Consider the following 26,028-nt stretch of genomic DNA (forward strand, 5'->3'; position numbering starts at 1 on the left):
GGCGCGTCAGAGGATCGCGCCGGGCGTGTAGCCCGCGGCCCGGGGGTGCTGCTTCACGATCTCCTCGACCCGGGCGACGACGGCGGCGACCTGGTCGCCGGCGGCACCGGTGAAGGACAGCTTGTCGGCCATCAGCGCGTCCAGCTGGTCCCGGTCCAGCGGGATGCGCGCGTCGGCGGCCAGCTTGTCGAGCAGCTCGTTGCGCTCGGCGCCCTGTTCGCGCATGGCGAGCGCGGAGGCGACGGCGTTCTCCTTGATCGCCTCGTGCGCGAGCTCCCGGCCGACGCCCGCGCGCACGGCGCCCATGAGCACCTTGGTGGTGGCGAGGAACGGCAGGTAGCGGTCCAGCTCACGGGCGACGACCGCCGGGAACGCGCCGAACTCGTCGAGCACCGTCAGGAACGTCTCCAGCAGGCCGTCCAGAGCGAAGAACGCGTCCGGCAGCGCGACCCGGCGCACCACCGAGCAGGACACGTCGCCCTCGTTCCACTGGTCGCCCGCCAGCTCGCCGGTCATCGAGGCGTAGCCGCGCAGGATCACCATCAGGCCGTTGACGCGCTCGCAGGAGCGGGTGTTCATCTTGTGCGGCATCGCCGAGGAGCCGACCTGGCCGGGCTTGAAGCCCTCGGTGACCAGCTCGTGTCCGGCCATCAGCCGGATCGTCTTGGCCAGCGACGACGGGGCCGCCGCCAGCTGCACCAGCGCGGTGACGACCTCGTAGTCCAGCGAGCGCGGGTAGACCTGGCCGACCGAGGTGAACGCCTGGGAGAAGCCCAGGTGCGTGGCGATCCGCTGCTCCAGGTCCGCGAGCTTCCCGGCGTCCCCGCCCAGCAGGTCCAGCATGTCCTGCGCGGTGCCGACCGGGCCCTTGATGCCGCGCAGCGGGTAGCGGCCCAGCAGCTCCTCGACCCGGCCGTAGGCGACGAGCAGTTCGTCGGTGGCGGTGGCGAAGCGCTTGCCGAGGGTGGTGGCCTGCGCGGCGACGTTGTGCGAGCGGCCGGCCATGACCAGCTCGCCGTACTCGCCGGACAGCTTGCCGAGCCGGGCCAGGACGGCGACCGCGCGGTCGCGCACCAGCTCCAGCGAGAGGCGGATCTGGAGCTGCTCGACGTTCTCGGTGAGGTCGCGGGAGGTCATGCCCTTGTGCACGTGCTCGTGCCCGGCGAGGTCGTTGAACTCCTCGATCCGCGCCTTCACGTCGTGCCGCGTGACCTTCTCGCGCTCGGCGATCGAGGCCAGGTCGACGGTGTCGAGGACGCGCTCGTAGTCGGCGAGCGCCGCGTCCGGCACCTCGATCCCGAGGTCCTTCTGGGCCCGCAGCACGGCGAGCCAGAGCCGGCGCTCCAGCTTCACCTTCTGCTCGGGCGACCAGAGCGTGGCGAGCTCGGTGGAGGCGTAGCGTCCGGCGAGGACGTTCGGGATGCGGGGCTTGGCGGGAGCGGAAGTCACGTGCACGGATTCTACTGGCGATTCGTGCAGGCCAGCGCCGCGGGTGTCCTTGTCGGAACCTACGAGAGCACCGGGCCCTGTCCACCTGGGGCTACGCCGGGTCCTCGTACGGCAGCAGGTCGGGACGCTTCGCGGGCAGTCCGTCCCCCGAGGAGCGGCCCGTCAGGCGGCGTCCTATCCACGGCAGCAGGTGCTGCCGGGCGAACCGGGCGTCCGCGACGCGCCGCATGACCCAGCCCGGCGGCAGGGTCGCCGGCATCGGCGTGTGCCACTCCGCGTCCTCGGGGTCGTGGCCCAGTGTCTGCCACACCGCCTCCGCGACCCGGCGGTGGCCTTCGGCCGTCAGGTGCAGCCGGTCCACGTCCCACATCCGCGGGTCGCTCAGGGACGGCGCGCCGTACAGGTCGACGACGATCGCGCCGTGCCGGGCGGCCAGCTCGTCGACGCAGGCGAACAGCTCCTCCATGCGGGGCCGGAACCGTTCCAGGACGGGGCCCTGCCGGCCCGGGCTGCGCATCAGGACGAGCTGCCGGCAGGCGGGGGCCAGCTTCTCCACGGCCTCCTCCAGGAGCCCGCGGACCCGGCCCATGTCGCACTTGGGCCGCAGCGTGTCGTTGAGCCCGCCGACCAGGGTGATCACGTCGGCACCCATGGCCGCCGCGACGTCGACCTGCTCGTCGACGATCTGCTGGATCAGCTTGCCGCGCACGGCCAGGTTGGCGTACCGGAAGCCGGGCGTCCGGGCCGCCATCCGCGCGGCGAGCAGGTCGGCCCAGCCCCGGTAGGTGCCGTCGGGCATCAGGTCCGACATGCCCTCGGTGAAGGAGTCGCCTACGGCGACCAGGCTGCTGTAGGTGGGGTTCGTCTGCATGGCGACGGAAATGGTATCCCGTGCACATACCCAGCAGTCGGTCGGTCCGGGGATCCGCCTGCTGGGGGCTGCCTCGGGTTCACGCACGGGGGCCTCGGCGACCGCCGCACGGTGGGGGCCGCAGGCGGCCTCGGTGGAGTGCCGTGCGGGGTTGCGCTCGGTGGCTCGGTGGCTTGCTGCTCGGGGTTGCGCTCGGTGGTATCGATGGCGGCCGCTCGGGGTTGCGCTGGGCGGGCGGGTTCGACGACGGCCGCCCGGGGGCACGCAAGGGGGGCTCGACGACCGCCGCCGCTCGGTGGGTGCCTCACGGCGGCCCCGGTGGATTGCAGTGCGGGGTTCCCGCTCGGGGATTTCGGTGATGGCCGCTCAAGGGCGCGTACGAGGGCCTCGACGATCGCCGCTCGGGGCCCGTACGCGGGTCTCGGCGAGCGCCCCTCGGTGCGTGCCGCTCGGCGGTTCGGCGGACTGCCGCTCGGGGTTCCGCTCGCCGGCTTGGATGACAGCCGCTCGGGGATCCGCACGCGGGTCTCGACGACCACCGCCCGGGAGATCCCGCACGGCGGCCTCGACTGTCCGCCGCCCGGGACTCTGCACGTCAGCTTTGGCTGTCCGCCGCCCGGGGATCCTGCGCGGCGGCGTCGACGGTCCGCTGCCCGAGGACCGCGCGGCGGCGTCGACGTACCACCGCCCGAGGACCGCGCGGCGGCCTCGACTGTCCGCCGCCCGGGGACTCTGCACGTCAGCTTTGGCTGTCCGCCGCCCGGGGATCCTGCGCGGCGGCGTCGACGGTCCGCTGCCCGAGGACCGCGCGGCGGCGTCGACGGTCCGCTGCCCGAGGACCGCGCGGCGGCCTCGACTGTCCGCCGCCCGAGGATCCTGCATGGAGGCGTCGACGGACCACCGCCCGAGGACCGCATGGAGGCGTCGACGGTCCACCGCCCGAGGACCGCGCGGCGGCCTCGACGGTCCACCGCCCGGGACCCCGAACCGCGCCCTCGTCATCCCGTCCCGCGTCTCACGCCCGCTGCCCGAACAGCTCCCGCAGCACGTCCTCCATGGTCACCAGCCCGGCCATCCGCCCGTCCGCCCCGAGGACGGCCGCGAGGTGCGTGCGGCTGCCCCGCATAGCCGTGAGGACGTCATCCAGGGGCGTGTGCTCCCGCACACGTGCGATGGGGCGCATGTCCCGCAGCCGGAACGGCGTGTCCCGCCCGACGGCGTCCAGGGCGTCCTTCACGTGCAGGTAGCCCACGATCCGCCGCCCCTCGTCCACCACCGGGAAGCGTGAGAACCCGGACTCCGCCGACAGGCGCTCCAGCTCCTCCGGCGTGATGCCGACGCTCGCGTACACCACGTCCTCCAGCGGCATCACCACGTCCCGCACCGGACGGCGGCCCAGCTCCAGCGCGTCCCGCAGCCGCTCCTGGGCCCGGTCGTCGATCAGGCCGGCCTCGCTGGAGTCCTTCACGATCTGCGCTATCTCCGCGTCCGAGTAGGAGGCGGAGACCTCCTCCCGGGCCTCGACCCGCAGCAGCTTCAGCAGGGCGTTCGCGAACGCGTTCACCGTGAAGATCACCGGGCGTAGCGCCCGGGACAGCGCCACCAGGGGCGGCCCGAGCGCCAGCGCGCTGCGCACCGGCTCGGCGAGCGCGATGTTCTTCGGCACCATCTCGCCGAGCAGCATGTGCAGATAGGTCGCGAGGGACAGCGCGATCACGAAGGACACCGCGTGCCCCGCGCCCTCGGGCACGCCCACCGCGTGGAACACCGGCTCCAGCAGATGCGCGATGGCAGGCTCGGCCACCACGCCCAGCACCAGCGTGCACAGCGTGATGCCGAGCTGTGCGGCGGCCATCAGCGCGGACACGTGCTCCAGGCCCCACAGCACACTCTTCGCGCGCCGGTCACCCCGGTCGGCGTAGGGCTCGATCTGACTGCGGCGCACCGAGATCAGCGCGAACTCGGCGCCGACGAAGAAGGCGTTGACGACGAGCGTGGCCAGTCCGATCAGCAGCTGCACGGCGGTCACAGCTCCACCCCCTTCTCGTCGGGCTCGTGGTCGTCGAGAGGCGCACGCAGCCGGACGCGGGCGGCCCTGCGCCCCGTCGCGTCCAGGACCTCCAGGTGCCAGCCGGCGACCTCGAGGGTGTCCCCGGCGGCCGGTATCCGGCCGAGCACCGTGGCCACCAGGCCGGCGAGCGTCTCGTAGGGCCCCTCCGGGGCGCGCAGCCCGACCCGTTCCAGGTGGTCCACGCGGGCGGAGCCGTCGGCCGAGTACAGCGCGTGCCCGGACTCGTCCGTGCCGGCCGCGGCCAGGTCCGGGGTCTCGTGCGGGTCGTGCTCGTCGCGCACCTCACCCACGACCTCCTCGACGATGTCCTCCAGCGTGGCCACGCCCGCCGTGCCGCCGTACTCGTCGATCACGACGGCCATCGTGCGCTTGCCGGAAAGCCGGTCCAGGAGCCGGTCGACGGTGAGCGTCTCCGGGACCAGCAGCGGCTCGCGCATCAGCTCGGAGACGTAGATCCGCGTGCGGCGCTCGGCCGGCACCGCCAGCACGTCCTTGACGTGGGCCGTTCCGACGACCGAGTCGAGGGTCCCGCGGTAGACGGGGAACCGGGACAGGCCGGTCGCCCGGGTCGCGTTCGCGACGTCCTCCAGGGTCGCCTGCACCTCCAGCGCGACGACCTGCACCCGGGGCGTCATCACGTTCTCCGCGGTCAGGTCGGCGAGGTTCAGGGTCCGCACGAACAGCTCGGCGGTGTCGGCCTCCAGGACGCCCTCCTTCGCGGAGTGCCGGGCGAGGGCCGCCAGCTCCTGGGGCCCGCGCGCCGAGGCGAGCTCCTCGGCGGGCTCGACGCCGATCCGCCGCACGACCCGGTTCGCCGTGTTGTTGAGGTGCCGGATGAAGGGCCGGAACGCCGCACTGAACCATCGCTGCGCGTTGCCCACGGTCTTGGCGACGGCCAGCGGCGAGGAGATCGCCCAGTTCTTCGGCACCAGCTCACCGACGACCATCAGGAACACCGTCGACGCGGCCGTGCCCAGCACCAGCGCGACGCTGTGCGACGCCGAGCGCGAGACGCCGAGGTCCTCCAGCGGCCCGGCGATCATGGCGGCGATCGACGGCTCGGCGAGCATGCCGACCACCAGGTTCGTGACGGTGATGCCGAGCTGCGCGCCGGAGAGCTGGAACGTCAGATTCCGTACGGCCTTCAGCGCGCCCTGCGCACCCCGCTCGCCGCGCTCCACGGCCTGCTCCAGCTCGGCGCGCTCGACCGTGGTGAGGGAGAACTCGGCCGCCACGAAGGCGCCGCAGGCGAGCGAGAGCAGGATCGCCGCCAGGAGGAGGAGCACTTCGGTCATCGGTTCACCCCCGTTCCATGGTTCTCCAGGACGGGGCGGAACGCGCGGTGTCGCGCACGGGGAGGCTCGCCCATGGGCGGACGCTCACAACCTTTCATGCAGGACCGAGTGGCCAATCAAGGGTAAAGGATGGGCAAAGCCCTCCGGGTCGCCCGGGCGGGGTCGGTCAGGGGGCGGCGGGGGAGAGCCGGTAGGCGTCCCCGTGGGTGACGACCCGCCCCGCGGTGGGCGGTGCGAAGTGAGTGCCCAGGAGGAGGGTGTCCGTGCCGACGAGCGAGCCGAGCAGTGCGCGCCGCGTGGTCTCGGACCGCGCGGGATCGATGTCCACGCAGGCGGCGATGCCGGGGTGGGCGAGCTGGACGGGGTGGTGGACGCAGTCGCCGGTGATCAGTGCCGTCCGCCCCCGGCTGGAGACTTCGACGGCGATGTGGCCGGGGGTGTGCCCCGGGGTCGGGATCAGACGCAGCCCCGGGGCGACTGCGGTGCCCTCGGCGGAGACGTCCACGAGGTCCAGCAGCCCCGCCCGCTCCACCGGGATCACCGAGTCGCGGAACATCTGCCGGCGGGCCTCGTCCATGGCGTACCCGGCCCAGAAGTCCCGCTCGATGCGGGAGGTCACGTGGCGGGCACCGGGGAAAGTGGGCACCCAGGCGCCGTCGATCCGTCGGGTGTTCCAGCCGACGTGGTCGGCGTGCAGGTGGGTGAGGATCACCAGGTCGACCGACTCCGGGGGGAATCCCGCGGCGGTGAGCCTCTCCAGGTAGTCGGTGTCGAGGTCGTGCCAGGCCGGGTTGGCCCGCTGCTTGCCGTTGCCGATGCCGGTGTCCACGACGACGCGCAACCCGCCGGTGACGAACGCGAAGCTGTGGCTGTCGAGGTGCAGGACGCCCTCGGCGTCGGCGAAGTGAGGACGCAGCCAGTCCTCCCCGGTGACGACGTCGGGGGTGGCGTCGGGCAGTAGCCAGGGGCCGGTGGCGGGCGGCAGGGCAACTTCGTCGACGCGGTGGACGGCGATATCGCCGACGGTCCAGGAAGCGGGTGTGCCCAAGGCTCCTCCTTCGGTCTTAACGCAATCTGTTTGCGTTAAGTCGACCGTAGGCCCTACAGTCCGCTAAAGCAAACAGTTAGCTTTTGAGAGAGGGGAGATCATGTCCGGCCTCACGCCGCACGAAGCGGCCCGCTGGGCGCTCCGCGCCGGGCTCGTCCTGCCGGCCGACCGCCGCACCGCCGTCGCGGCCACCGCCGACCACATCCACGACGTCGTCGCGGTCCTGCGCGAACTGGACTTCGGAGAGACCCCGCCCGCCCCCGCCTATCGCGCGACACCGGAGGCGCACGATGCAGCCGTATGAAATGACCCTCGCCGCCGCGGCCGACGCGATCCGGGCCCGGCAGATGTCCCCCGTCGAGCTGGTGGACTCCGTGCTGGAGCGGATCGAGCGGGTGGAGCCGCGGACGGGGGCCTACGTCAGCGTCACCGCCGAGCGCGCCCGCCGGGCTGCGCGCGAGGCGGAGGACGACATCGCGGCCGGCCGCCACCGCGGCCCGCTGCACGGCATCCCGATGGGCCTGAAGGACCTGATCGACGTCGCCGGCACCGCGACGTCCGCCAGTTCCCGGGTCAGGGCCGGCCACCGCGCACCGGCCGACAGCACCGTCGCCACGCGCCTGTCGGCAGCCGGTGCCGTCCTGGTCGGCAAGACCCACACCCACGAGTTCGCCTACGGGCTGACCACCCCGCAGACCGGCAACGCCTGGGACCGCGACCGCGTCGCCGGCGGCTCCAGCGGCGGGTCCGCCGTCGCTGTCGCCGCGGGCACGGCCACCTTCGCCCTGGGCACGGACACGGGCGGGTCCATCCGGGTGCCCGCCGCACTCAACGGCGTCGTCGGCCTCAAGCCGACCTACGGCCTCGTCCCACGCCATGGCGTGACCTCGCTGTCCTGGTCCCTGGACCACGTCGGCCCGATCACCCGCACTGTCGAGGACGCGGCCCTGGTCCTCGCCGTCCTGGCCGGCCACGACCCCCGCGACCCCGCCTCGCTGACGGCACCGCCCACGGCCTGCCGGCCGGGCCCCCGCACGGATCTGACCGGGCTGCGGATCGGCGTACCGCGCACCTACTACTTCGAGCACGTCGACGCGGAGGTGGAAGCCGCCGTCCGGAGCGCGATCGACGCACTGGAGGCCCTCGGCGCACGCCTCGTCGAGGTCGAGATCCCGCTGACCCGCTACATCCGGGCCACTCAGTGGGGCCTGATGGTGCCCGAGGCCACCGCCTACCACGAAGCCACCCTGCGCACGGTCCCCGAGCTCTACCAGGACGACGTCCGCGTCCTGTTGGAGGCCGGGGAGCTGATGCCCGCCGGGGACTATCTGCGCGCCCAGCGCTCCCGCACCCTCATGCGGCAGGAGTGGACCCACCTGCTGCGGGACGTCGACCTCATCGCCGCCCCCACCGTCCCGGCGACCGCGGTCCGGGCCGACCAGGAGTCGATCACCTGGACCGACGGCACCGTCGAGGGCGTCTCCGACGCCTATGTGCGGCTCTCCGCCCCCGCCAACATCACCGGCATGCCGTCCCTGTCCGTACCCGTCGGCCACGACACGACAGGCCTGCCCATCGGCATGCAGCTCGTCGGCAGGCCGCTCGAGGAGAGCCTCCTCCTGCGAGTCGGCCACGCCTACGAGTCGACCCGGCCCGCCCGCTCGCTCGCGCCAGTACCGCCGACGTCAAAAGCCATGCATGCGCTTTAAGGTGGGATCCGTGAGCAGACAGATGGTGCGCCCCGGCGGCCGCAGCGCGCGAGTCCAGGCGTCGGTCCACACGGCCGTGCGCGAACTCGCCTCGGAGGTCGGCCGGGACGCCCTGACCGTGCCCCTGGTCGCCCAGCGCGCCGGTGTGACACCGTCGACGATCTACCGCCGCTGGGGAGACCTCCAGGAGCTGTTGTCGGACGTGGCGGTCGAGCGGCTGCGACCCGACACCACACCCGGGGACCACGGCACCCTGTCGTCCGACCTGACGTCCTGGGCCGAGCAGTTCCTCGACGAGATGGCCTCACCGACCGGTCGCGCCTACATCCGCGACGCCCTGCTCGGCGACCCGGACGGCGGCAACGCCGGGCAGTGTTCTGCCTACGCCGCCGAGCAGATCGACGTCATCCTCACCCGCGCGACCCGGCGCGGGGAGCGGACCCCCGACGCCGAGTCGGTCATCGACCAGGTCGTCGCGCCCATGATGTACCGCATCCTGTTCCGCCCGGACGGCCTCGACGCCGCCTACGCCCGGCGGCTCGTGGCCGGAGTCCTGCGCGGCGTCTAGAAGCGGTCGCGGCAGTGACGGCGTCCACGCCCCCCGGCACGGGCTCAGTCGGTCAAAGGCTTGACCCAGCGTCGCCACTGCTCCTCGGGCCCGTATCCGGCGGCGTCCCACGCCCGGTGCGCGATCTCGTTGCGCGTGAGCACCATCGCGTCCGCGCGGCGCCCGCCGAGCCGTACGAACCGCTCCTCCGCCGCGGCGAGCAGCGCGGACGCGATGCCCTGGCGGCGGTGGTCCGGGTGCACGGCCAGCCGGTACAGATGGCAGCGCCAGCCGTCGAACCCGGCGATCACCGTGCCCACCGGTTCGCCGCCGCTCTCGGCGAGGATCAGCGCCTCGGGATCACGGGCGACGAGCCGCTCCACACCACCGCGGTCGTCGCTGATGCTCGTGCCCTCGGCGGCCACCTTCCAGAAGGCCAGCACGGCGTCGAGGTCCTCGGGCGTCGCGGCCCGGATGCGCAAGTCGGTCATCCCAAGATCACATCACCCGCGCCGACCCGCGTCAGACCGTTTCACCATGCGGACGTCACTCGTGCGCGATGGCCGCCAGTACGTTCATCCGGGAGGCACGCAACGCCGGCAGCAGCGCCGCCACGACCCCGACCACCGCCGAGCCGACCACCACCAGCACGATCGTGACCCACGGGATCGCCAGCGCCGTCATGCCCTGGAGCGCCAGCACCTGCTGCATGCACACCCCCCACACCAGCCCCAGCACCAGCCCGAGGACCGCGCCGAACACCGCGATCACCACCGACTCCAGCCGGATCATCCGCCGCAACTGGCGCCGGGCCAGCCCGATCGCCCGCAACAGCCCGATCTCCCGGGTGCGTTCGACCACCGACAGCGCGAGGGTGTTGACCACGCCGAGCACCGCGATGATGATCGCCAGCCCGAGCAAGGCGTACACGAGGTACAGCAGGACGGCGATCTGGTCGTGGACCAGCCGCTTGTAGTCGGCCAGGTCCCGCACCTGCACCTGCGGGTACGGTTCCAGCGTCTCCTCCAGGTTCGCGCGCAGGTCGTCGTCACCCGTGCCGGCGGCGGCGTTGACGTAGAGCGCGGAATCCTGCCCGCCCGGCGCATACCGCTCCAGGGCACCCAGCCCGAAGAACAGCCCGCCCTGGGTGCCGAATCCCTCGGCGGAGTCCTGGTCGGTGAGCGCGCCGACCGTCAGCTCGGCCGAGCGTCCGCCCGGGAACTCCACCGGGAGGGTGCTGCCCACCCGCACGCCGTGGTCGCGTGCGAAGTCCCGGTCCATGGCGAGCCGCCCGGGCGCGAGCGCGGATGCGGAGTCCCCTTGCGCGTAGGTGATGTTGGCGACGTCGTCGAGCCGCGCACCGTAGCCCGCCGCGGTGGTCTCCACGCGGTCGCCGTCCGGGAGCCGCACCGCGACCGGGGTGAACCGCCCGCGCACGACCAGGCCCACGCCGTCGGTGCCGCGCACCTTGCGGGTGACCTCCTGCGGGAACGGCTGGAAATTGGCGTTCTGGATCACGAAGTCGGCGCCCAGCGTCTTGTCGATCTGCCGGTCGAACGACGCGGTCATCGACTCGCTCGCCACCGACATCCCGCCCACCAGGGCGATCCCCACCATCAGGGCCGCAGCCGTGGCTCCGGTACGGCGGGGATTGCGCAGGGCGTTGCGCTGGCTCATCCGCCCGATCGACCCGAACAGCGCGGGGAAGGCCGCGCCCAGCACCCGGATCACCGGACGCACCAGCAGCGGCCCGGCGATCACGGTCGCGATCAGGGTGAGGACCACGCCGATCCCCAGCAGGGACGCCGCCGACGAGGTCTGCCGCGACACCGCGCACCCCGCGAGCGCCGCCGCACCGGCCGCCCCGACGATCCCGCCCGCCACCGCGCGCATCCGCAGCGGCCGGCCCACGCCGGCGACCTCGGCGTCCGAGAGCGCGGCCATCGGCGAGACGCCCGCGGCCCGCCGCGCCGGGAGGTAGGCGGCGACGAAGGTGACGCCGAGTCCGACGACGTACGCCGCCACCGGGGTCACCCAGCCGATCTCCATCTCGTCGGCGTCGATGTTCATGCCGAGCAGGCCCATCAGCCCGATCAGCCCGGCCGCGAGCCCGATGCCCGCGGCCAGTCCCAGCGTGGAGCCGACCAGGCCGAGCAGCAGGGCCTCGGTGAGCACCGAGCCGCGGACCTGGCGCCGGTCGGCACCGAGGGCGCGCAGCAGACCGAGTTCGCGGGTGCGCTGGGCGATGAGCATGGAGAAGGTGTTGACGATCAGGAACACGCCGACCAGCACGGCGATCCCGGCGAAGCCGAGCATCACGTACTTGATGACGTCGAGGAACCCGCCCAGTTGCTCGACGTCCGACTCGGCCTGTTCGCCGGCCGTCCTGAAGTCGTAGGTGTGCGCGCCGAGCGCGGCGGCCACGCGATGCTTGAGCTGACCGTCGCCGACGCCCGCCGCCGCGTCGACCGAGATGGCGGTCGCCGTCCCCGGCCGGCCCAGCAGCTTCGTCTGCGCCGTCGGCGTGTCGAAGTAGAACAACGCGGAACCGGGGTTCGTCGTCGTGAACGTGACGATGCCGACGACCCGCACCTTGAACGACCCGGGGGGCGCGATGACGGTGAGGGGGTCGCCGATGCGCACGTTCCTGCGGTCGGCGGTCTCGGAGTCGAGCAGCGCCTGGGCGGGGCCGCGCGGGGCGTGGCCCGAGGTCAGCTCGACCGGGCTGCGCTCGCTCGGGTTCCAGGCGTAGCCGAGCGTCGGTGCCCCGGTGGTCGGGCCCACCGGCCGGTTGTCCTCGTCGACGACCGTGAGGCCGTTCACCTTGACGTCCGCGCGGGCCGTCGCGACCCCGTCGACCTGCCGGACCCGTTCGGCGAGCGCGGCCGGCAGGGTGGCCGTCCGGCCGGAGGGCACTGCCTCGTCGAGGTCCTCCTTCGGGCTGACCGTGACATCGGCCGCGGTGGAGGCGAACAGCCGGTCGAACGTGCGGCTGACGGTGTCCGAGAAGATCAGGCTCCCCGTGACGAACGCGACGGACAGCAGGACGGCGAGCGCGGAGAGCAGCAGCCGCCCCTTGTGCGCCAGGAAGCTCCGCAGGGTCGCCTTGAGCACGGGCTCAGTTCTCCTCGGGTGACGCGGGGGCGTCCTCGTACCGGGTGCGGATCACGTCGAACCGTTTCATCCGCTCCAGGACCGCCTCCGCCGTGGGGCGCTGCATCTCGTCGACGATCCGGCCGTCCCCGAGGAAGAGCACCAGGTCCGAGTGGGCGGCGGCGCCCGGGTCGTGGGTGACCATGACGACGGTCTGCCCCAGCTGGTCGACCGCCTCGCGCAGGAAGCCGAGCACCTCCAGGCCGGCCCGCGAGTCGAGGTTGCCGGTCGGCTCGTCCGCGAAGATCAGCTCGGGCCGGGAGGCCAGCGCCCGCGCGCAGGCCACGCGCTGCTGCTGCCCGCCGGACAGCTGCGACGGCCGGTGCCGGAGCCGGTCCCGCAGGCCCAGGGTGTCGATCACCTGGTCCAGCCACTTCTCGTCCGGTTTCCTGCCCGCGATGTCCATCGGCAGGGTGATGTTCTCCAGCGCGTTCAGGGTCGGGATGAGGTTGAACGACTGGAACATGAACCCGATCCGGTCCCGGCGCAGCCGTGTCAGCTCGCGCTCCCTGAGCCCCGTGATCTCGGTGTCGCCGAGCCACACCTGACCGGCCGATACGGTGTCGAGCCCCGCCAGACAGTGCATCAGGGTGGACTTACCGGAGCCCGACGGGCCCATCACGGCGGTGAACCGGCCCCGGACGACGTCCACGTCCACCGAGTCGAGTGCGAGCACGGCCGTCTCGCCGGAGCCGTACGCCTTGGTGAGACCGCGGGCGCGGGCCGCGTTCCCGTCGGCCGGCGCGAGGCCGGGAGCGTGCTCCGCAGCAGGTGTGGACAAGGCCGCCTCCTCTGGGTGGACGTCAGGACCTCCTGGCCCTGCACGAGGGTAATGTGACCCGGCCCACACTCGGTATCCTCCGCGGGTCGGACACCGCCCTTGCCGGTGCTAGCACCCCCGCGCTAGCTTCGAGGTATGGCGAAGACCCAGCTGAACGTGCGCGTCGACGAGGGCACCGCCCGCGCCGCCCGTGAACGCGCCCTGGCCCGCGGCATGAGCGTCAACCGCTACATCGAGGAACTGGTCAGACAGGACACCGGCGAGGTCGGCCACACCTTCGTGGAGGCCGCCGCCGACTTCATGAAGCAGTACGAGTCCGTCTTCGCCGAGGAGTTCGGCGCAGACCGTGAGGGCACGCGCGAAGGTCGCCACTGAACCGTTGAACAACCTCGAGATCGACCTCGCCTGGCTGCTGATGCTCGCCGAGCACCACACCCCCGGAGACCCCCAGGTCACCGACTGGGGAGCCCTCGTCGCCGCCGTCGCCCGCCACCAGGCCGCCATATTCGGCGTCCCCGTCTACGACGGCCCGCACGCCCGCGCCGCCGCGCTGCTCCAGCTCCTGCTCCACGTGCCCGCGCTGGAGCGCTCCAACGCCCTGTTCGCCTCCGCCGTGGCCTACGCCTACCTCGTCGCCAGCGGTGTCAAGGTCATCACCTCGCCCGAGCAGGTCCGCGACCTCGCCCGGCTGGTCAAGAGCGGTGAGGCGTCCGTACGGGACATCGAGCAGGAGCTGCGCCAGTGGAGCCTGTGACCACCGGCCGGACTACCCGCTGACCGGACGCCACGCCGTGCCCAGCACGCAGTACGAGCTGGGCAGCCGCGGCCCCTCCTCGGGCATCAGGACCTGCCGGTAGGGGCCGAGTTCGAACCCGGCGTCCCGCAGCGCCCGCACTGGTTCCCGTGCCACGTGGCAGCCCCCGCTCAGCACCGGCCACACCGTCCGGTCCAGGGCGTGCTGAGTGAAGGTCATCGCCCGGCCACCGCCCCGGCCGTGCTCGAAGAACCGCACCTCGCCGCCCGGCCGCAGCACCCGCCGCAGCTCCCCGAGCGCCCTGTGCACGTCCCGCACACTGCACAGCACCAGCGACACCACGGCCGCGTCGAAGCCCTCGCTCTTCACCGGCAGCGCCTCGGCCGCACCCGGCACCACGTCCACCGGCACCTCGGCGCGCAGCGCGGCCTCCACGGCCAGGTGCCGCAGCCGCCGCTCCGGTTCGATCGCCACGACCTCCGCGACGGTACGCGGGTAGTGCGCGAAGTTCAGCCCGTTGCCCGCGCCGATCTCGATCACCCGCCCGGACAGTCCGTCGAGCAGTCTCCCGCGGATCCGGCCCATGCCCATCCGGGTCTCGGCGGCGACACTGACCCGGGCGTAGCAGCGGGCGAACAGCGGATGGTGCACGGCGTCCCGTGGCACCTTGCCGGAGCGGAGCGGCATGGGGACCTCCCAGACGAGGCTGGCCTTGCGCCTCAGGGCGATTCTCCCCCGGACGGGCCCGTCGCACCCCTGCCCGCTACCGAAGGAGTACCCGGCCCAGCACCGGAAGGTGGTCGCTCCCGGTCTCCTCCAGTGCCGACACCTCCGTCACCTCGACCCCCCTCCCCAGCACCTGGTCGATCCTCGCCACCGGCAGGCCGGCCGGCCAGCTGAACGCGAACCCCGAGGACGGGGCGTCGAGTCGGGAGGTGAGCGGACCGAGCCCGCGGTCCTGCACGGTGCCGTTGAGGTCGCCCATCACCAGGAGTCGGCGGGCCGGGTCGTCGGCGATCCGGCTCGCGAGCAGGGCCGCGCTCTCGTCACGGGCCGCCGCGGCGAGGCCCGTCGCACCCAGGCGCACGGACGGCAGATGGACCACGTACACCGCCAGCTCGCCGCCGGGCGCGGACACCGTGGCCCGCAGACCGCGCCGCCAGCTCTCGGGGAAGCCCGCCGGCCGGATGTCCACGGGCCGCACGTCCGACAGCGGGTACGCGGACCAGAGCCCGACCGTGCCGTGGACCGCCCGGTGCGGATGGGACCCGCCCAGGACGTCCTGGTACGCGGGCCGCGCCGCGGGCGTCAGTTCCTCGACGGCGATCAGCCCGGCGCGGGTGGCGAGCAGGGCCCGTGCGGTGCCGGCGGGGTCGGCGTTGTCGTCGGCCACGTTGTGCTGGACGACGGTCAGGTCGGACGCGGCCGGGGGCGAGGAGAGCCACATCCCGCCGAACATCCAGAGCCACACCGCGACGGGGGCGAGGCAGGCGAGCAGCCCCGCCCTCGACCGCCCGAGCAGGGCGAGGCAGCCGAGCACGGGCACCGCCACCCCCAGCCACGGCAGGGACGTCTCCAGCAGGCTCCCCAGCCGCCCGACCCCGTTGGGCACGGCGGAGTGCAGGGCGAGCAGGCCGGCGACACCGAGGGCGCCGGTCACCAGCCAGGGGTCCCACGACGACCTGCCGCCGGCGGCCACGCTAGGCGAGTTCCGCCGCCAGCAGGGCGGCGGCGCCGGCCACCAGCGGATTGTCGGCCGGGGCATCCTCCTCCGGCTGGGTGGTCAGGACGGACATCACGATCGGCGGGCCGTCCGGCGGCCAGGTGATGCCGACGTCGTTGTTACCGCCGTAGCGTCCGCCGCCGGTCTTGTCGGCGATCAGCCAGTCGGCGGGCAGGGCCTTGCGGAACTTCTCGGTGCTGGTGGTGTTGCGCAGCAGCCAGTCCGTGAGCCGCGCCCGGTCCCGGGGCTCCAGCGCGGTGCCGAGCACGAGCCGGGCGTACGTCAGGCCTATGGCGCGCGGGGTCGTCGTGTCGCTCACGCGCCATGGCTCCGCGGAGTTGAGCTCGGGCTCCCAGCGGTCGAGCCGGGTGACCCGGTCACCGACCGAGCGGGCGAAGCGTGTGACGGCGGTCGGCCCGCCCAGCTCCTTCAGCAGCAGGTTGCCCGCGGTGTTGTCGCTGAAGCGGATGGTGGCGTCGCACAGTTCGCCGACGGTCATGCCGGTCGCGACGTGGTCCTCGGTGATGGGGGAGTAGCCCGACTTGGTGACGTACTCCTGGGTGTAGTGCACGCGCCGGGCCAGGAACTCGCCATCGCGGTCGAGGTCGCGCAGGACGGCCGCGGCGGCGAGCGTCTTGAACACCGAGGCCATCGGGAAGCGTTCGTCGGCCCGGTACACCACCGTCCGGCCGGTGCGCAGGTTGCGGCCGTACACGCCCAGCCGGGCGGTGTGCTCCTGCTCCAGTTCCCGCAGTCGCCCAGTGACGCCGCCGGTGCCGGATAAGGCGTGGGCCGTGCCGCCGCCCAGCGAGAGAGCGGCGGCCGTGCCCAGCACGAGGGCCGTACGGCGGGACGGGCGTGATCCGTTCGAGTACAAGGTGGTCCCTTCGGAGGTGATCACGTACGTACTTCACCACGCAATCACGCCCGCCCCGGTTTCACCGCGAGTCCGCCCCAGCCCTCAGAACGCCTCGGGCGCCTCCCGGTTCCGGAACGCCTCCGCGTCCCATGAGCCGTCCAGTCGGGGCGCCAGCCAGTGCGGCGCCCCCGCCTGGAAAGCGGCGGGGGAGAGGGCGCCCGAGCCGGCCGGAACCGAGCCCAGCAGGGGGGCTTCGGCCACGTCCGGCAGATCCGCGAGATTGCAGCGCGCGGCGAGATCGGGGGCCGAGGGCCAGCTGCCGATCACGATCCCGGCCAGGTCCAGCCCCCGGGCCCGCAGTTCACGCGCCGTCAGCTCCGTCGTGTTCAGGGTGCCGAGCCCCGCCGGGGTCACGACCAGCACCGGCGCCGACAGCAGCCGGGCCGCGTCCGCGAGGGTGCCGCCGGCCGCGTCGAACCGGACGAGCAGTCCACCGGCCCCTTCGACCAGCACCAGGTCGTGCTCGGTGGCCAGCTTGGCGGCGGCCTCCGCGACCTCGTGCGGATGGACCGGGGTCCGCCCGGCCCGGCGCGCCGCCGTGGCAGGCGCCAACGGCTCAGGAAACCGGGCGAGTTCGGCAGTCGTCACCGGGCCCGCGAGGCGCGCCACCTCGGCGGCGTCCCCGGGCTCGTCCGGCCCGACGCCCGTCTGCGCGGCCTTCAGCACGGCCACGGAGCGGCCGGCGGCGACCGCCGTCGCTGCCACGGCGGCGGTCACGACCGTCTTTCCGACTTCCGTGCCCGTGCCCGTGATCACCAGTACCGGCATGTCATCCCTCCCGCGCGGCCGCGCACACGGCCCGCGCGATCCGGGCCAGGTCCTCCTCGCCCGTCACGTACGGCGGCATGGTGTAGATCAGATCGCGGAACGGCCGCAGCCACACGCCCTCGCGCACGGCCGCCGCCGTCGCCGCCTCCATGTCCACCGCGTGGTCCAGTTGCACCACGCCGATGGCGCCGAGCACCCGCACGTCCCTCACGCCCGGCAGGTCCGAGGCCGCCGAGAGCCCGTCCCGCAGCCCCGCCTCGATCCGCTTCACCTCGGCGAGCCAGTCCTGACCGAGCAGCAGCTCGATCGAGGCGCAGGCCACCGCCGCCGCCAGCGGATTGCCCATGAACGTCGGGCCGTGCGCGAGCACCGGAACCTCGCCCTGCGAGATGCCGTCCGCCACCCGCGCGGTGCACAGGGTCGCCGCCATCGTCATGTAGCCGCCGGTCAGCGCCTTGCCCAGGCACATCACGTCCGGCGTCACGGCCGCGTGCTCCGCCGCGAACATCGCACCCGTACGGCCGAACCCGGTCGCGATCTCGTCGAACACCAGCAGCACGTCGTGCGCGTCGCACGCCTCGCGCAGCACCCGCAGATACGCGGGGGAGTGGAACCGCATCCCGCCCGCGCCCTGCACCACCGGTTCGACGATGACCGCGGCCAGCTCATCGGCGTGCCGCTCGATCAGCGACCGCAGCTGCTCGGCGTACGCCTCGTCGTACTCCGCCGGGGGCGGGTCGGCGAACACCTGACGCTGCAGCACCCCGGTCCACAGGCCGTGCATCCCGCCCTTCGGGTCGCACACCGACATGGGCTGCCAGGTGTCGCCGTGGTAGCCACCGCGCCAGGTCAGCAGCCGCTGCTTGCCGGGCCGGCCCAGCGAACGCCAGTACTGCAGGCACATCTTGACCGCGACCTCGACCGACACGGAACCGGAGTCGGCGAGGAAGACGTGCTCGAGGCCCTCGGGTGACATGTCGACAAGGAGCTTCGCCAGGCGTACGGCGGGCTCGTGGGTGAGCCCGCCGAACATCACATGGCTCATCCGCTCCAACTGGCCGCGCGCGGCCTCGTTGAGCACCGGGTGGTTGTAGCCGTGGATCGCCGACCACCAGGACGACATCCCGTCGACCAGCTCTCGCGGACCGTCCGGCCCGCCCGGACCGTCCGGCCCGCCCGGACCGTCCGCGACTCCCGAGCCGCCCGGCACTCCCGAGCCGTCGGCGAGCCGCAGCCGTACCCCGCTCGCCGACTCCACGACGAGCGGCTCCTGCCGTCCGGGCATCGGACCGTACGGATGCCACACGTGCCGCCGGTCGAGCTCCAGCAGCTCGGGCACCGTCAGCTCAGGCATTGGGCGCGAGGTCCGTTCCGGCGCCCCGGCGGCGGACGGCGACCAGATCGGTACGGGCATCGGCGGCCGTACGGGGCTCGGAGGCCTCCGGCGCGGCGTTCGAGCCGCAGGCTCCGCCACCCTCGGAACCGCAGACGCCGCCACCGTCGTGGCAGCCCTCGGCGGCCCGGTGTTCCGGCAGCGTCACCTGGTCGGTGCCCTCCACCTCGAAGCCCGCGTCCGCGATCATCTCCAGGTCGGCCTTACCGGCCTGGCCCTCACTGGTGAGGTAGTCGCCGAGGAAGATCGAGTTGGCCAGGTGCAGCGCGAGCGGCTGCATCGTGCGCAGATGGACCTCGCGCCCGCCCGCGATCCGCACCTCGACGTCCGGGCAGACGAACCGCGTCATCGCCAGGATCCTGAGACACCGCTGCGGGGTCAGGTTCCACTCCTTGCCGAGCGGGGTGCCCTCGAAGGGGATCAGGAAGTTGACCGGAACCGAGTCCGGGTCCAGCTCACGCAGGGAGAAGACGACGTCCACCAGGTCCTCGTCCGTCTCGCCCATGCCGGCGATCAGGCCGGAGCAGGCGGACAGACCGGCCGCGTGCGCCTTCTGCACGGTGTCGACCCGGTCCTCGTAGGTGTGCGTGGTGGTGATCTCCCCGTACGTCGCCTCGGACGTGTTGAGGTTGTGGTTGTAGGCGTCCGCGCCGGCCTCGCGCAGCCGCTCGGCCTGGCCGTCGGAGAGCAGCCCCAGACAGGCGCAGACCTCGACGCCCTCGTTGTTGTCCTTGATCGTCTTGATCGTCTCGGAGACCCGGTCCACGTCCCGGTCGGTCGGGCCGCGCCCGCTCGCCACCAGGCACACCCGCTTGGCCCCTCCGGCCACACCGGCCGCCGCCGCGTCGGACGCCTGGTCGGGCTTCAGCCAGGTGTACTTCAGGATCCCGGCCGTCGAGCCGAGCCGCTGCGAACAGTACGAGCAGTCCTCGGGGCACAGGCCGGACTTGAGGTTGACGAGATAGTTCAGTTTCACCCGTCGGCCGAACCAGTGCCGACGCACCTTTCCGGCCGCGGCCACCACATCGAGCAGGTCGTCGTCGGACGTCGCGAGGACGGCCAGAGCCTCGTCGCGGGTCGGCAGCTCGCGCCGAAGCCCCTTGTCCACCAGCGTGTTCAGCAGGTCCATGGAAGCCGATCCTGTCCTAAGGACGTGCCCGGGGCAAAGGAGAGTTCGCACAACAGAGTCGCTTCGAGGTGTGGGTATTGCCACACACTGACCTGCTGGTGGTCCCGCTAGTGTCTGTGCACTGCCTACAAATTCCCCGGAGGACCACCCATGGCGTTCGGCTGGATCGACGAGCAGGCGGAGCTGCGCGCCCGCGCCGGACTCGTACGGACTCTGCGCCCCCGTCCGGCCGATTCGCCGCTCCTGGACCTGGCGAGCAACGACTACCTCGGGCTGGCCCGCCACCCCGAGGTCACCGAGGGCGCGGCACGGGCCGCGGGGACCTGGGGCGGCGGCGCGACCGGCTCGCGGCTCGTCACCGGCACGACCGAACTGCACGCCGAACTCGAACGGGAACTGGCCGATTTCTGCGGTTTCGAGGCGGCCCTCGTCTTCTCCTCCGGGTACGCCGCCAACCTCGCGGCGGTCACCGCGCTGGCCCCGCACGGCTCCCTGATCGTCTCCGACGCGGGCAACCACGCCTCGCTCATCGACGGCTGCCGGCTCGCCCGCGGTACCACCCAGGTCGTGGCGCACGCCGAGCCGGACGCCGCGCGCAAGGCGCTGGCCGGCCACGAGGGCACGGCCATCGCCGTGTCCGACACGGTCTTCTCGGTCGACGGCGACGCGGCCCCCCTCGCCGCCCTGGCCGAGGCCTGCCGGGAGCACGGCGCGGGGCTGGTCGTCGACGACGCCCACGGGCTGGGCGTTCTCGGTGACGGAGGCCGCGGCGCCCCGCAGGCGGTGGGACTCGCGGGCGCGGACGACGTCGTCGCGACGATCACGCTGTCCAAGTCGCTCGGCAGCCAGGGTGGAGCCGTCCTCGGCCCGGCCCGGGTCGTCGAGCACCTGGTCAACGCCGCCCGGACGTTCATCTTCGACACGGGACTCGCCCCGGCGGCGGCCGGTGCGGCCCTGTCGGCCCTGCGGCTGCTGCGCCGCGAACCGGAGCGGGCCGAGCGGGCCCATGCGGTGGCGGGCGAACTGCACGCACGCCTGACCGCCGCGGGTCTGGAAGCGGTGCGTCCGGACGCCGCGGTGGTCTCGGTGCGGGCGCCCTCTCCCGAGGACGCCGTGCGCTGGGCGGCGCGGTGCCGCGCGGCGGGCCTGGCCGTGGGGTGCTTCCGGCCCCCTTCCGTGCCGGACGGCATCTCACGGCTCAGGCTGACCGCACGCGCGGACCTGACGACTCAGCAGATCGAACGCGCTGTACGGCTGATCGGCCAGACGCGGCCATGAGTCGGCGTGACACGGCCGTGCGTCGCACGATGACGGACTGAACGATGACGAACTGATCAGAAACGGTCAGATGCGGTCGACCGCGGCTGTGAACCCCGCCCAGCTCCTCGGAGAGAAGAGCAGCGCGGGTCCGGCCGGGTCCTTGGAGTCGCGTACGGCGAGCAGTCCGGCCCAGGGTGGGGCATCCGGACGCGCGGTCTCGACGCAGTTGTTCGCGCCGGTGCTGTAGCTGCTGCGCAGCCACCGCACACCGTGCAGTTCGATGCTTGAGGGGACGTGACGAGGCAGTGCACGCATGGTGCCTCCTTACGCGCCGGCTGCTGTCCCGGCGATGAAATCCAACGAGTCCTCGGGCGAAAGGGCGTGGATCTGAAGGGCGTTGAAAGCCTCCGTGTAGGCCTGGAGGTCTTCTTTCCGTTCGAGGTAGAGGCTACTCGTCAAGTGGTCGAGAACAACCACATCCAGATCAGAAGTGCTCGAAAATGAGAAGATTACGAAAGGGCCGGTGACACCGATGTGTGCCCCGGCGGTGAACGGCAATACTTGCAGGCGCACTTGGGGCAGCCGGGCAGCCTCGACCAGTCGTTCCAGCTGGCGGGCCATGACCCCGGGTCCGCCCACCTCGCGCCGCAGCACCGCCTCGTCCAGGACGGCACTGAGTTGCAGCGGGGGATCCGCGCGCAGCACGTCCTGCCGGGCCAGCCGCACCTCGACCAGCGTGGCGAGCCGGTCCTCCGGAAGTCCCTCCACCGCGGCCCTGGTCACCGCACGCGCGTACTCAGGCGTCTGGAGCAGGCCCGGGACGACGCTGGTCTCCAGTGTGCGCATCGCGCCGGCCTGCGACTCCAGGCTGATGAAGTCGCGGTAGGTCGGCGGCAGTACCCCGCGGTAGGCGTGCCACCAGTGGTGCCGGCCGCCGTTCTCGTCGGACCCCGCCAACATCATGAGCAGTTCGCGAAGTTGGGAGTCTGTCACACCGTAGGCGTCGAGAAGTAACCGCACATCGGCCGGTTTCACCCCGCTCGTGCCCGTCTCGATCCGACTGACCTTGGACTGGTGCCAGCCCACCAACCGGGCCGCCTCACCGCTCGTGAGCCCCGCAGAGGTGCGCAGCGCACGCAGTTCGGCGCCCAGTTTCCGGCGGCGCACCGCGGGACCGTGCTGCATGGGCTCCTCCTTACTCCTTCCGAGCCACCCAAATACGGTCTCGCGTCGCAGAGTTCACCGCTTTGAGCGACAGATATATGCATATCTTGGTGGATCGCCGTCCTTGAGGGGTGTTCTGGTGGCAGTCTGGCGACGAAGCACCAGTCCGGGACCGTACTCGAACCATCCGCTCCGTGTCGGGCTGTGGTCCCGTGGGAAAGGGACGAGGTCGCCATGGCAGACCATCTGGAAGCATCCGTCACTCTGCCGAGCGATCCCGCCTCGGTCTCCGCAGCGCGTGCCTACGTGGTGGGCACGCTGGCGGAGTGGGGGCTGCCGGCGGACACGGAAGTGTCCGACACCGTCCGGCTCATCATCTCCGAACTCGCCACCAACGCCGTCCAGCACACCTTCGGTCAGTCGCCCACGTTCACCGTGGACGTCGCACTGGAGCGTGACGAGCACCTGCGGATCGGTGTCACGGACAGCCATCCGCGGTTCCCCAGACGCCTGCCGGCCGCCGTCCAGCAGGACAACGGCCGAGGCCTGGTCATCATCCGCTGGCTGACCGCGGAATGCGGTGGCAGACTCCGTATCCGCCCCACGCGTGAGGGCGGCAAGACCATCTCGATCGAACTCCCCTGGGTCGTCCCGGTCCAGTCGGTGACGACCGCGGTGCAGCAGGAGCCCTAGGCAACACACAGCTGGACCCCTGTTCACCCACAGCAGGAGCCCTGTTGACCCACAGCACGCCCCGAAACGCATGTCCAGCGGGTGCCCTCCGCGCACCCCGGCCCGCGCGACCCACATCCGGTCCACCCCCACGGCCATGACGCCCGCTCCGCGCCTCGCGCCCCGCCGGAGCCCGCGGCCGTCACCGGTGCCGTGCCGAGGCCTCCCGGTGCGCAGCCGCCCCTCGGAGCCCTGACGGCTGACCGACGGTGTGCCGCAGCGGTGCGGAGATCCCGACGTCACCCCCGGCCGATTCCTCCTCGGTGGTCTCCCCGGTGCCGTCCGCCTCCGCACGCAGCCCCGCCCGCCGCACCAGCCGCGGGAGCAGCCCCCACAGGGCGACGCAGACCAGGAAGGTCGCGGCGCCCGCGGCGACACCGCCGGTCCGGCCCGTGGTCACGTCGACCACCAGCAGCACGGAACCACTGAACGCGAACACCAGCACGCTCAGGCCGGTGGTGGCCAGGCGCGAGGAGACCTGCACGATGCGGGGCTTGGCGCCCTGCTGGAAGAGGGAGCGGTGCAGCGCGGCCGGAGCGGTGAAGAGAGCGGCGGCAAGGACCGCCAGCAGCAGCGTGACGACGTAGGTGACGCGCTGGACCGTGTCGAGGTCCTCGAAGCGCGAGGTGAAGGCCAGCGACAGCAGGAAGGCGAAGAGGATCTGCACGCCCGTCTGGGTGACGCGGAGTTCCTGGAGCAGCTCGACGAAGTTGCGGTCGGCACGTTGCAGCGGCGTCTCGTTGCGCGCGGTGCAGGGGCGGTGCTCGGCCATGGGGTCACGGGTATCCACATGAGCCCGTGTCACGCTCCGGCGTGCGGCGGCGCGTCAAGGACGCCGCCGCACGCCGGGCGGATCACTTCACGCGTCCGTACCAGACACTCTTGGTCCAGATCTTCTGCAGTCGCACCACGTCCCCGCTCTTCGGGGAGTGCCAGAGCTTGTTCTTACCCGCGTAGATACCGACGTGGTACACGTTGCTGCCCGAGTGGAAGAACACCAGGTCGCCCGCCTTGCGGTTCTTGGCGGAGATGTGGTGCGTCTTGTTGTACTGCTGGGCAGCCGTGCGGGGGAGCTTCTTGCCGGCCTTCTTGAACGAGTAGAGCGTGAGCCCGGAGCAGTCGAACCGGTGCGGACCGGTGGCCCCGTACTTGTAGGGTGAACCCTTCTTCGAGGCCGCTATCTGGAGTGCCTTGGTCGCCGGTGTGGCTGCCGCGGCCTCGGATGCGAAGCCGGGCGCCACGATGGAGCCGCCCACCGCGGCGATGGTGAGCGCCGAGGCCGTACCGGCCCGGGCCATGAGCGACGGGACACGATTGAGCGCAGTCATGCGCAACCCTTCGTCAGCCGCCTGTGAAGGATGACCTGTCGGATTCGGGCTGACAAAGTTGCCCGGCCGCTGACGCGGCTTCACCCCAAGGGCTGCTCGGATCCGGTCATGGCGTGACCGTCCCGGCGACCCGTCGTGCTTGGGTCCTCCACTCCTGCCGATCCACTCCTGTCGACCGGTCATCCGGGCGGCGGCAGGACTCGGCGTCCGCCCGGATCGCCCCGCCACAGCGGCGGGGGCTTGTCGTCAGACAGGGATCTTGGCGCATGCCTGTCCGGATTTCCCAACGGAACCGGGGGTTTGTGTTGTTACTCACCACTCACCCGTTCGGGTGGACACGTGTGCGTTCGCGCCACTGTCCACGGGTTCGCGGAGCTCCGGACCAGGGATGGAATGCCCCATTCCGTCCGCCGGCCACGCGCGTTGCGCAACCGGAACGGTCCCGAAATCCGTCTCCCGCCTACTCCGAACAGGGGTACGTCTTTTGGTCCGTTTCAACTCAGCTCCGGACGCCTCGTCGGCGGCGCGTGCGCCCGGACCGACGGTTCCGCGTCAACTGACGGACTCCGGGGGCAGGGTGAGCCGGGCCGTGCGCCGCTCGCCGTCCAGTACCCGCAGGGCCCGGGCCAGGGTGCCGGCGTGCAGTTCCGTCTCGCCCCGCCGGTGCATCAGGGCCAGCGCGTCACGCAGCGCCGTCGCCTTGCCGACCAGGGCCTGGGCGGCGCGCAGTCCGCGGTAGGTGTCGCCGTCCTGGGCCGGGTTGATGCGGCCGAGCAGGTCGACGACCTCGAGGTAACGGTCGATCAGTTCCGCCTCGGCGCGTGTCAGGGCGGGCAGGGGTGGCAGTTCGGGCGGGAGCACCGGGGCCTCACCGGCCGGTCGGCGGGGCCAGGGTTGCCTTGCGGCTGGGAATGATCCCGTCGATCAGGCCGTACTCCACCGCCTCCTGGGCGGTGAGGATCTTGTCCCGCTCGATGTCCGCGCTCACCTGCTCCCGGGTGCGGCCCGTGTGCAGGGCGAGCATCTCCTCCATCCGGCTCCGGATGCGCGTCAACTCGTCCGCCTGGATCGCCAGATCACTGGCCTGCCCCCGGACCGGCTCGGGCAGGGCGGGCTGATGGATCACCAGGCGGGCGTCGGGCAGCGCGAATCGCTTGCCTGGCGTGCCCGCCGCCAGTAGCGCCGAGGCCGCGGCACCGGCCTGGCCCAGGCAGATCGTCTCCACGTCGCAGGAGAGGTACTGCATCGTGTCGTAGAGGGCCGTCATCGCGTGGAAAGTGCCACCGGGGGAGTTGATGTAGAGCGAGATGTCGCGCTCCGGGGCCTGGTGCTCCAGGTACATGAACTGGGCCATCACGTCGTTCGCCGAGGTCTCGTCCACCGGTGCCCCGAGGAAGACGATCCGCTCCTCCAGAAGCTTCGAGTACGGATCCATCGTCCGTTGCCCGGACCCCGTGCGTTCGGTGAACTCGGGCAGCACGTAGCGGGCGGACGGTCGGGTCATGACGAACCCCTCCTCGCGGGCAGAGCCGTCTCCGGCGACAGCTCGTCTGTAAAAAATGTACAGGACGTACATCGCGTTAGGATGGGGCCATGGCCTACGAGATTCCGGTGACGCAAGCCAGGGCTGAGCTCGCCGATCTGATCAACCGCGTGGTGTACGCCGGCGAACGCGTCGTCGTCACCCGGCACGGCAAGCCTCTCGTTGCCCTCGTCTCGGCCGATGACCTGCGGCGACTCGAAGAGGCCCAGGAGCTCGCGGAGGTCGCGGAGGAGCAGGTGGTCAGCGCGGTCTCCACGGTCCGCGAGGTCGCGTCCGCTCCTGGCGAACCCCAGCGGTTCGGCATCGCGGCGGAGCACCGCAGGCCCGGCCCGGCCTAGGTCGTGTCCGCAAAGTGGTGGCGTCGTTGGTCTGTTCGTGGTGCGTCGTCATG

Annotated in this window: 28 protein-coding genes and 1 riboswitch; of the genes, 8 read left to right on the plus strand and 20 right to left on the minus strand. The window is 72.2% G+C overall.

What is annotated here, in order from left to right; translation table 11 throughout:
• Positions 1 to 6: 6 nt before the first annotated feature.
• The 5 genes from purB to IE153_RS35450 form a co-directional block, all read right to left on the minus strand.
• Positions 7 to 1,449, minus strand: a complete 1,443-nt coding sequence (gene purB / locus IE153_RS35430) for an adenylosuccinate lyase (protein ID WP_189593799.1) — start codon at positions 1,447 to 1,449, stop codon at positions 7 to 9.
• Positions 1,450 to 1,540: 91 nt separating this feature from the next.
• Positions 1,541 to 2,320, minus strand: coding sequence for an SGNH/GDSL hydrolase family protein (locus tag IE153_RS35435; RefSeq protein ID WP_189593800.1), 780 nt, complete (start codon positions 2,318 to 2,320; stop codon positions 1,541 to 1,543).
• A 1,015-nt stretch (positions 2,321 to 3,335) separates the two neighbouring features.
• Positions 3,336 to 4,349 carry a hemolysin family protein gene (locus tag IE153_RS35440; protein WP_189593801.1) on the minus strand — a complete coding sequence of 338 codons (1,014 nt, stop codon included), beginning with the start codon at positions 4,347 to 4,349 and terminating at the stop codon, positions 3,336 to 3,338.
• Complete coding sequence (locus tag IE153_RS35445; protein ID WP_189593802.1) at positions 4,346 to 5,686, minus strand: hemolysin family protein; 1,341 nt, start codon at positions 5,684 to 5,686, stop codon at positions 4,346 to 4,348. Before IE153_RS35445 ends, IE153_RS35440 begins: the two co-directional genes overlap by 4 nt.
• A gap of 166 nt (positions 5,687 to 5,852) precedes the next feature.
• Positions 5,853 to 6,734: an MBL fold metallo-hydrolase gene (locus IE153_RS35450; RefSeq protein ID WP_189593803.1), complete on the minus strand. Its 882-nt coding sequence runs from the start codon at positions 6,732 to 6,734 to the stop codon at positions 5,853 to 5,855.
• A 100-nt stretch (positions 6,735 to 6,834) separates the two neighbouring features.
• On the opposite strand from IE153_RS35450, the gene IE153_RS35455 reads away from it, so the two are divergent.
• From IE153_RS35455 to IE153_RS35465, 3 genes are read left to right on the plus strand one after another with little or no spacing between them, the layout of a single operon-like run.
• Entirely contained in the window at positions 6,835 to 7,038 is a 204-nt protein-coding gene (locus IE153_RS35455) for a hypothetical protein (RefSeq protein ID WP_189593804.1), read from the plus strand.
• On the plus strand, positions 7,025 to 8,443 hold the full coding sequence (locus IE153_RS35460; RefSeq protein ID WP_189593805.1) for an amidase: 1,419 nt from the start codon (positions 7,025 to 7,027) through the stop codon (positions 8,441 to 8,443). The genes IE153_RS35455 and IE153_RS35460 overlap by 14 nt, the downstream gene beginning before the upstream one ends.
• A 22-nt stretch (positions 8,444 to 8,465) precedes the next feature.
• Complete coding sequence (locus IE153_RS35465; protein ID WP_189593831.1) at positions 8,466 to 9,011, plus strand: TetR/AcrR family transcriptional regulator; 546 nt, start codon at positions 8,466 to 8,468, stop codon at positions 9,009 to 9,011.
• Between the two features lie 44 nt (positions 9,012 to 9,055).
• On the opposite strand, the gene IE153_RS35470 is transcribed toward IE153_RS35465, so the two are convergent.
• From IE153_RS35470 to IE153_RS35480, 3 genes are read right to left on the minus strand one after another with little or no spacing between them, the layout of a single operon-like run.
• Positions 9,056 to 9,481: a GNAT family N-acetyltransferase gene (locus IE153_RS35470; RefSeq protein WP_189593806.1), complete on the minus strand. Its 426-nt coding sequence runs from the start codon at positions 9,479 to 9,481 to the stop codon at positions 9,056 to 9,058.
• 55 nt (positions 9,482 to 9,536) lie between these two features.
• A complete protein-coding gene (locus IE153_RS35475; RefSeq protein WP_189593807.1) occupies positions 9,537 to 12,104 on the minus strand; it encodes an ABC transporter permease in 2,568 nt (855 codons plus the stop codon).
• 4 nt (positions 12,105 to 12,108) lie between these two features.
• The gene (locus tag IE153_RS35480; protein WP_189593808.1) at positions 12,109 to 12,924 is read right to left on the minus strand and encodes an ABC transporter ATP-binding protein; all 816 of its coding nucleotides are present in this window, start codon (positions 12,922 to 12,924) and stop codon (positions 12,109 to 12,111) included.
• A gap of 135 nt (positions 12,925 to 13,059) precedes the next feature.
• On the opposite strand from IE153_RS35480, the gene IE153_RS35485 reads away from it, so the two are divergent.
• Positions 13,060 to 13,299, plus strand: coding sequence for a hypothetical protein (locus IE153_RS35485; protein ID WP_020270799.1), 240 nt, complete (start codon positions 13,060 to 13,062; stop codon positions 13,297 to 13,299).
• 4 nt (positions 13,300 to 13,303) lie between these two features.
• Complete coding sequence (locus tag IE153_RS35490; protein ID WP_189593832.1) at positions 13,304 to 13,678, plus strand: fic family toxin-antitoxin system, toxin component; 375 nt, start codon at positions 13,304 to 13,306, stop codon at positions 13,676 to 13,678.
• 12 nt (positions 13,679 to 13,690) lie between these two features.
• Here the strand turns inward: IE153_RS35490 and IE153_RS35495 are convergent, their stop codons facing one another.
• From IE153_RS35495 to bioB, 6 genes are all read right to left on the minus strand, one after another.
• The gene (locus IE153_RS35495; RefSeq protein ID WP_189593809.1) at positions 13,691 to 14,365 is read right to left on the minus strand and encodes a class I SAM-dependent methyltransferase; all 675 of its coding nucleotides are present in this window, start codon (positions 14,363 to 14,365) and stop codon (positions 13,691 to 13,693) included.
• 76 nt (positions 14,366 to 14,441) lie between these two features.
• The gene (locus IE153_RS35500; protein ID WP_189593810.1) at positions 14,442 to 15,377 is read right to left on the minus strand and encodes an endonuclease/exonuclease/phosphatase family protein; all 936 of its coding nucleotides are present in this window, start codon (positions 15,375 to 15,377) and stop codon (positions 14,442 to 14,444) included.
• A gap of 1 nt (position 15,378) precedes the next feature.
• Entirely contained in the window at positions 15,379 to 16,302 is a 924-nt protein-coding gene (gene bla, locus IE153_RS35505; RefSeq protein ID WP_189593811.1) for a class A beta-lactamase, read from the minus strand.
• Positions 16,303 to 16,362: 60 nt separating this feature from the next.
• Positions 16,363 to 17,088, minus strand: a complete 726-nt coding sequence (bioD, locus tag IE153_RS35510; protein WP_189593812.1) for a dethiobiotin synthase — start codon at positions 17,086 to 17,088, stop codon at positions 16,363 to 16,365.
• A gap of 1 nt (position 17,089) precedes the next feature.
• Positions 17,090 to 18,442, minus strand: coding sequence for an adenosylmethionine--8-amino-7-oxononanoate transaminase (locus IE153_RS35515; protein ID WP_189593813.1), 1,353 nt, complete (start codon positions 18,440 to 18,442; stop codon positions 17,090 to 17,092).
• Positions 18,435 to 19,610 carry a biotin synthase BioB gene (gene bioB, locus IE153_RS35520; protein ID WP_189593814.1) on the minus strand — a complete coding sequence of 392 codons (1,176 nt, stop codon included), beginning with the start codon at positions 19,608 to 19,610 and terminating at the stop codon, positions 18,435 to 18,437. Before bioB ends, IE153_RS35515 begins: the two co-directional genes overlap by 8 nt.
• A gap of 150 nt (positions 19,611 to 19,760) precedes the next feature.
• Between bioB and IE153_RS35525 the strand changes: the two genes are divergently transcribed.
• Positions 19,761 to 20,888, plus strand: coding sequence for an 8-amino-7-oxononanoate synthase (locus tag IE153_RS35525; RefSeq protein ID WP_189593815.1), 1,128 nt, complete (start codon positions 19,761 to 19,763; stop codon positions 20,886 to 20,888).
• A 66-nt stretch (positions 20,889 to 20,954) separates the two neighbouring features.
• On the opposite strand, the gene IE153_RS35530 is transcribed toward IE153_RS35525, so the two are convergent.
• Both IE153_RS35530 and IE153_RS35535 read right to left on the minus strand, forming a co-directional pair.
• Positions 20,955 to 21,185 (minus strand): DUF397 domain-containing protein, encoded by a 231-nt coding sequence (locus IE153_RS35530; protein ID WP_097215338.1) that lies wholly within the window; start codon positions 21,183 to 21,185, stop codon positions 20,955 to 20,957.
• Between the two features lie 9 nt (positions 21,186 to 21,194).
• Positions 21,195 to 22,055: a helix-turn-helix domain-containing protein gene (locus IE153_RS35535; RefSeq protein ID WP_189593816.1), complete on the minus strand. Its 861-nt coding sequence runs from the start codon at positions 22,053 to 22,055 to the stop codon at positions 21,195 to 21,197.
• Positions 22,056 to 22,268: 213 nt separating this feature from the next.
• On the opposite strand from IE153_RS35535, the gene IE153_RS35540 reads away from it, so the two are divergent.
• Positions 22,269 to 22,727, plus strand: a complete 459-nt coding sequence (locus tag IE153_RS35540) for an ATP-binding protein (protein WP_189593817.1) — start codon at positions 22,269 to 22,271, stop codon at positions 22,725 to 22,727.
• A 181-nt stretch (positions 22,728 to 22,908) separates the two neighbouring features.
• On the opposite strand, the gene IE153_RS35545 is transcribed toward IE153_RS35540, so the two are convergent.
• The 4 genes from IE153_RS35545 to IE153_RS35560 form a co-directional block, all read right to left on the minus strand.
• Complete coding sequence (locus IE153_RS35545) at positions 22,909 to 23,538, minus strand: DUF6328 family protein (protein WP_189593818.1); 630 nt, start codon at positions 23,536 to 23,538, stop codon at positions 22,909 to 22,911.
• 82 nt (positions 23,539 to 23,620) lie between these two features.
• Positions 23,621 to 24,094, minus strand: a complete 474-nt coding sequence (locus IE153_RS35550; RefSeq protein ID WP_189593819.1) for a C40 family peptidase — start codon at positions 24,092 to 24,094, stop codon at positions 23,621 to 23,623.
• A gap of 3 nt (positions 24,095 to 24,097) precedes the next feature.
• A riboswitch (cyclic di-AMP (ydaO/yuaA leader) is annotated at positions 24,098 to 24,294 on the minus strand.
• Between the two features lie 352 nt (positions 24,295 to 24,646).
• A complete protein-coding gene (locus IE153_RS35555; protein ID WP_031108881.1) occupies positions 24,647 to 24,955 on the minus strand; it encodes a hypothetical protein in 309 nt (102 codons plus the stop codon).
• A 7-nt stretch (positions 24,956 to 24,962) separates the two neighbouring features.
• Entirely contained in the window at positions 24,963 to 25,598 is a 636-nt protein-coding gene (locus tag IE153_RS35560; protein ID WP_189593820.1) for an ATP-dependent Clp protease proteolytic subunit, read from the minus strand.
• 89 nt (positions 25,599 to 25,687) lie between these two features.
• On the opposite strand from IE153_RS35560, the gene IE153_RS35565 reads away from it, so the two are divergent.
• Complete coding sequence (locus tag IE153_RS35565) at positions 25,688 to 25,975, plus strand: type II toxin-antitoxin system Phd/YefM family antitoxin (protein WP_189593821.1); 288 nt, start codon at positions 25,688 to 25,690, stop codon at positions 25,973 to 25,975.
• The last annotated feature ends 53 nt before the right edge of the window (positions 25,976 to 26,028 follow it).

The organism is Streptomyces massasporeus (genome assembly GCF_014648995.1).
GTDB lineage: Bacteria > Actinomycetota > Actinomycetes > Streptomycetales > Streptomycetaceae > Streptomyces > Streptomyces massasporeus.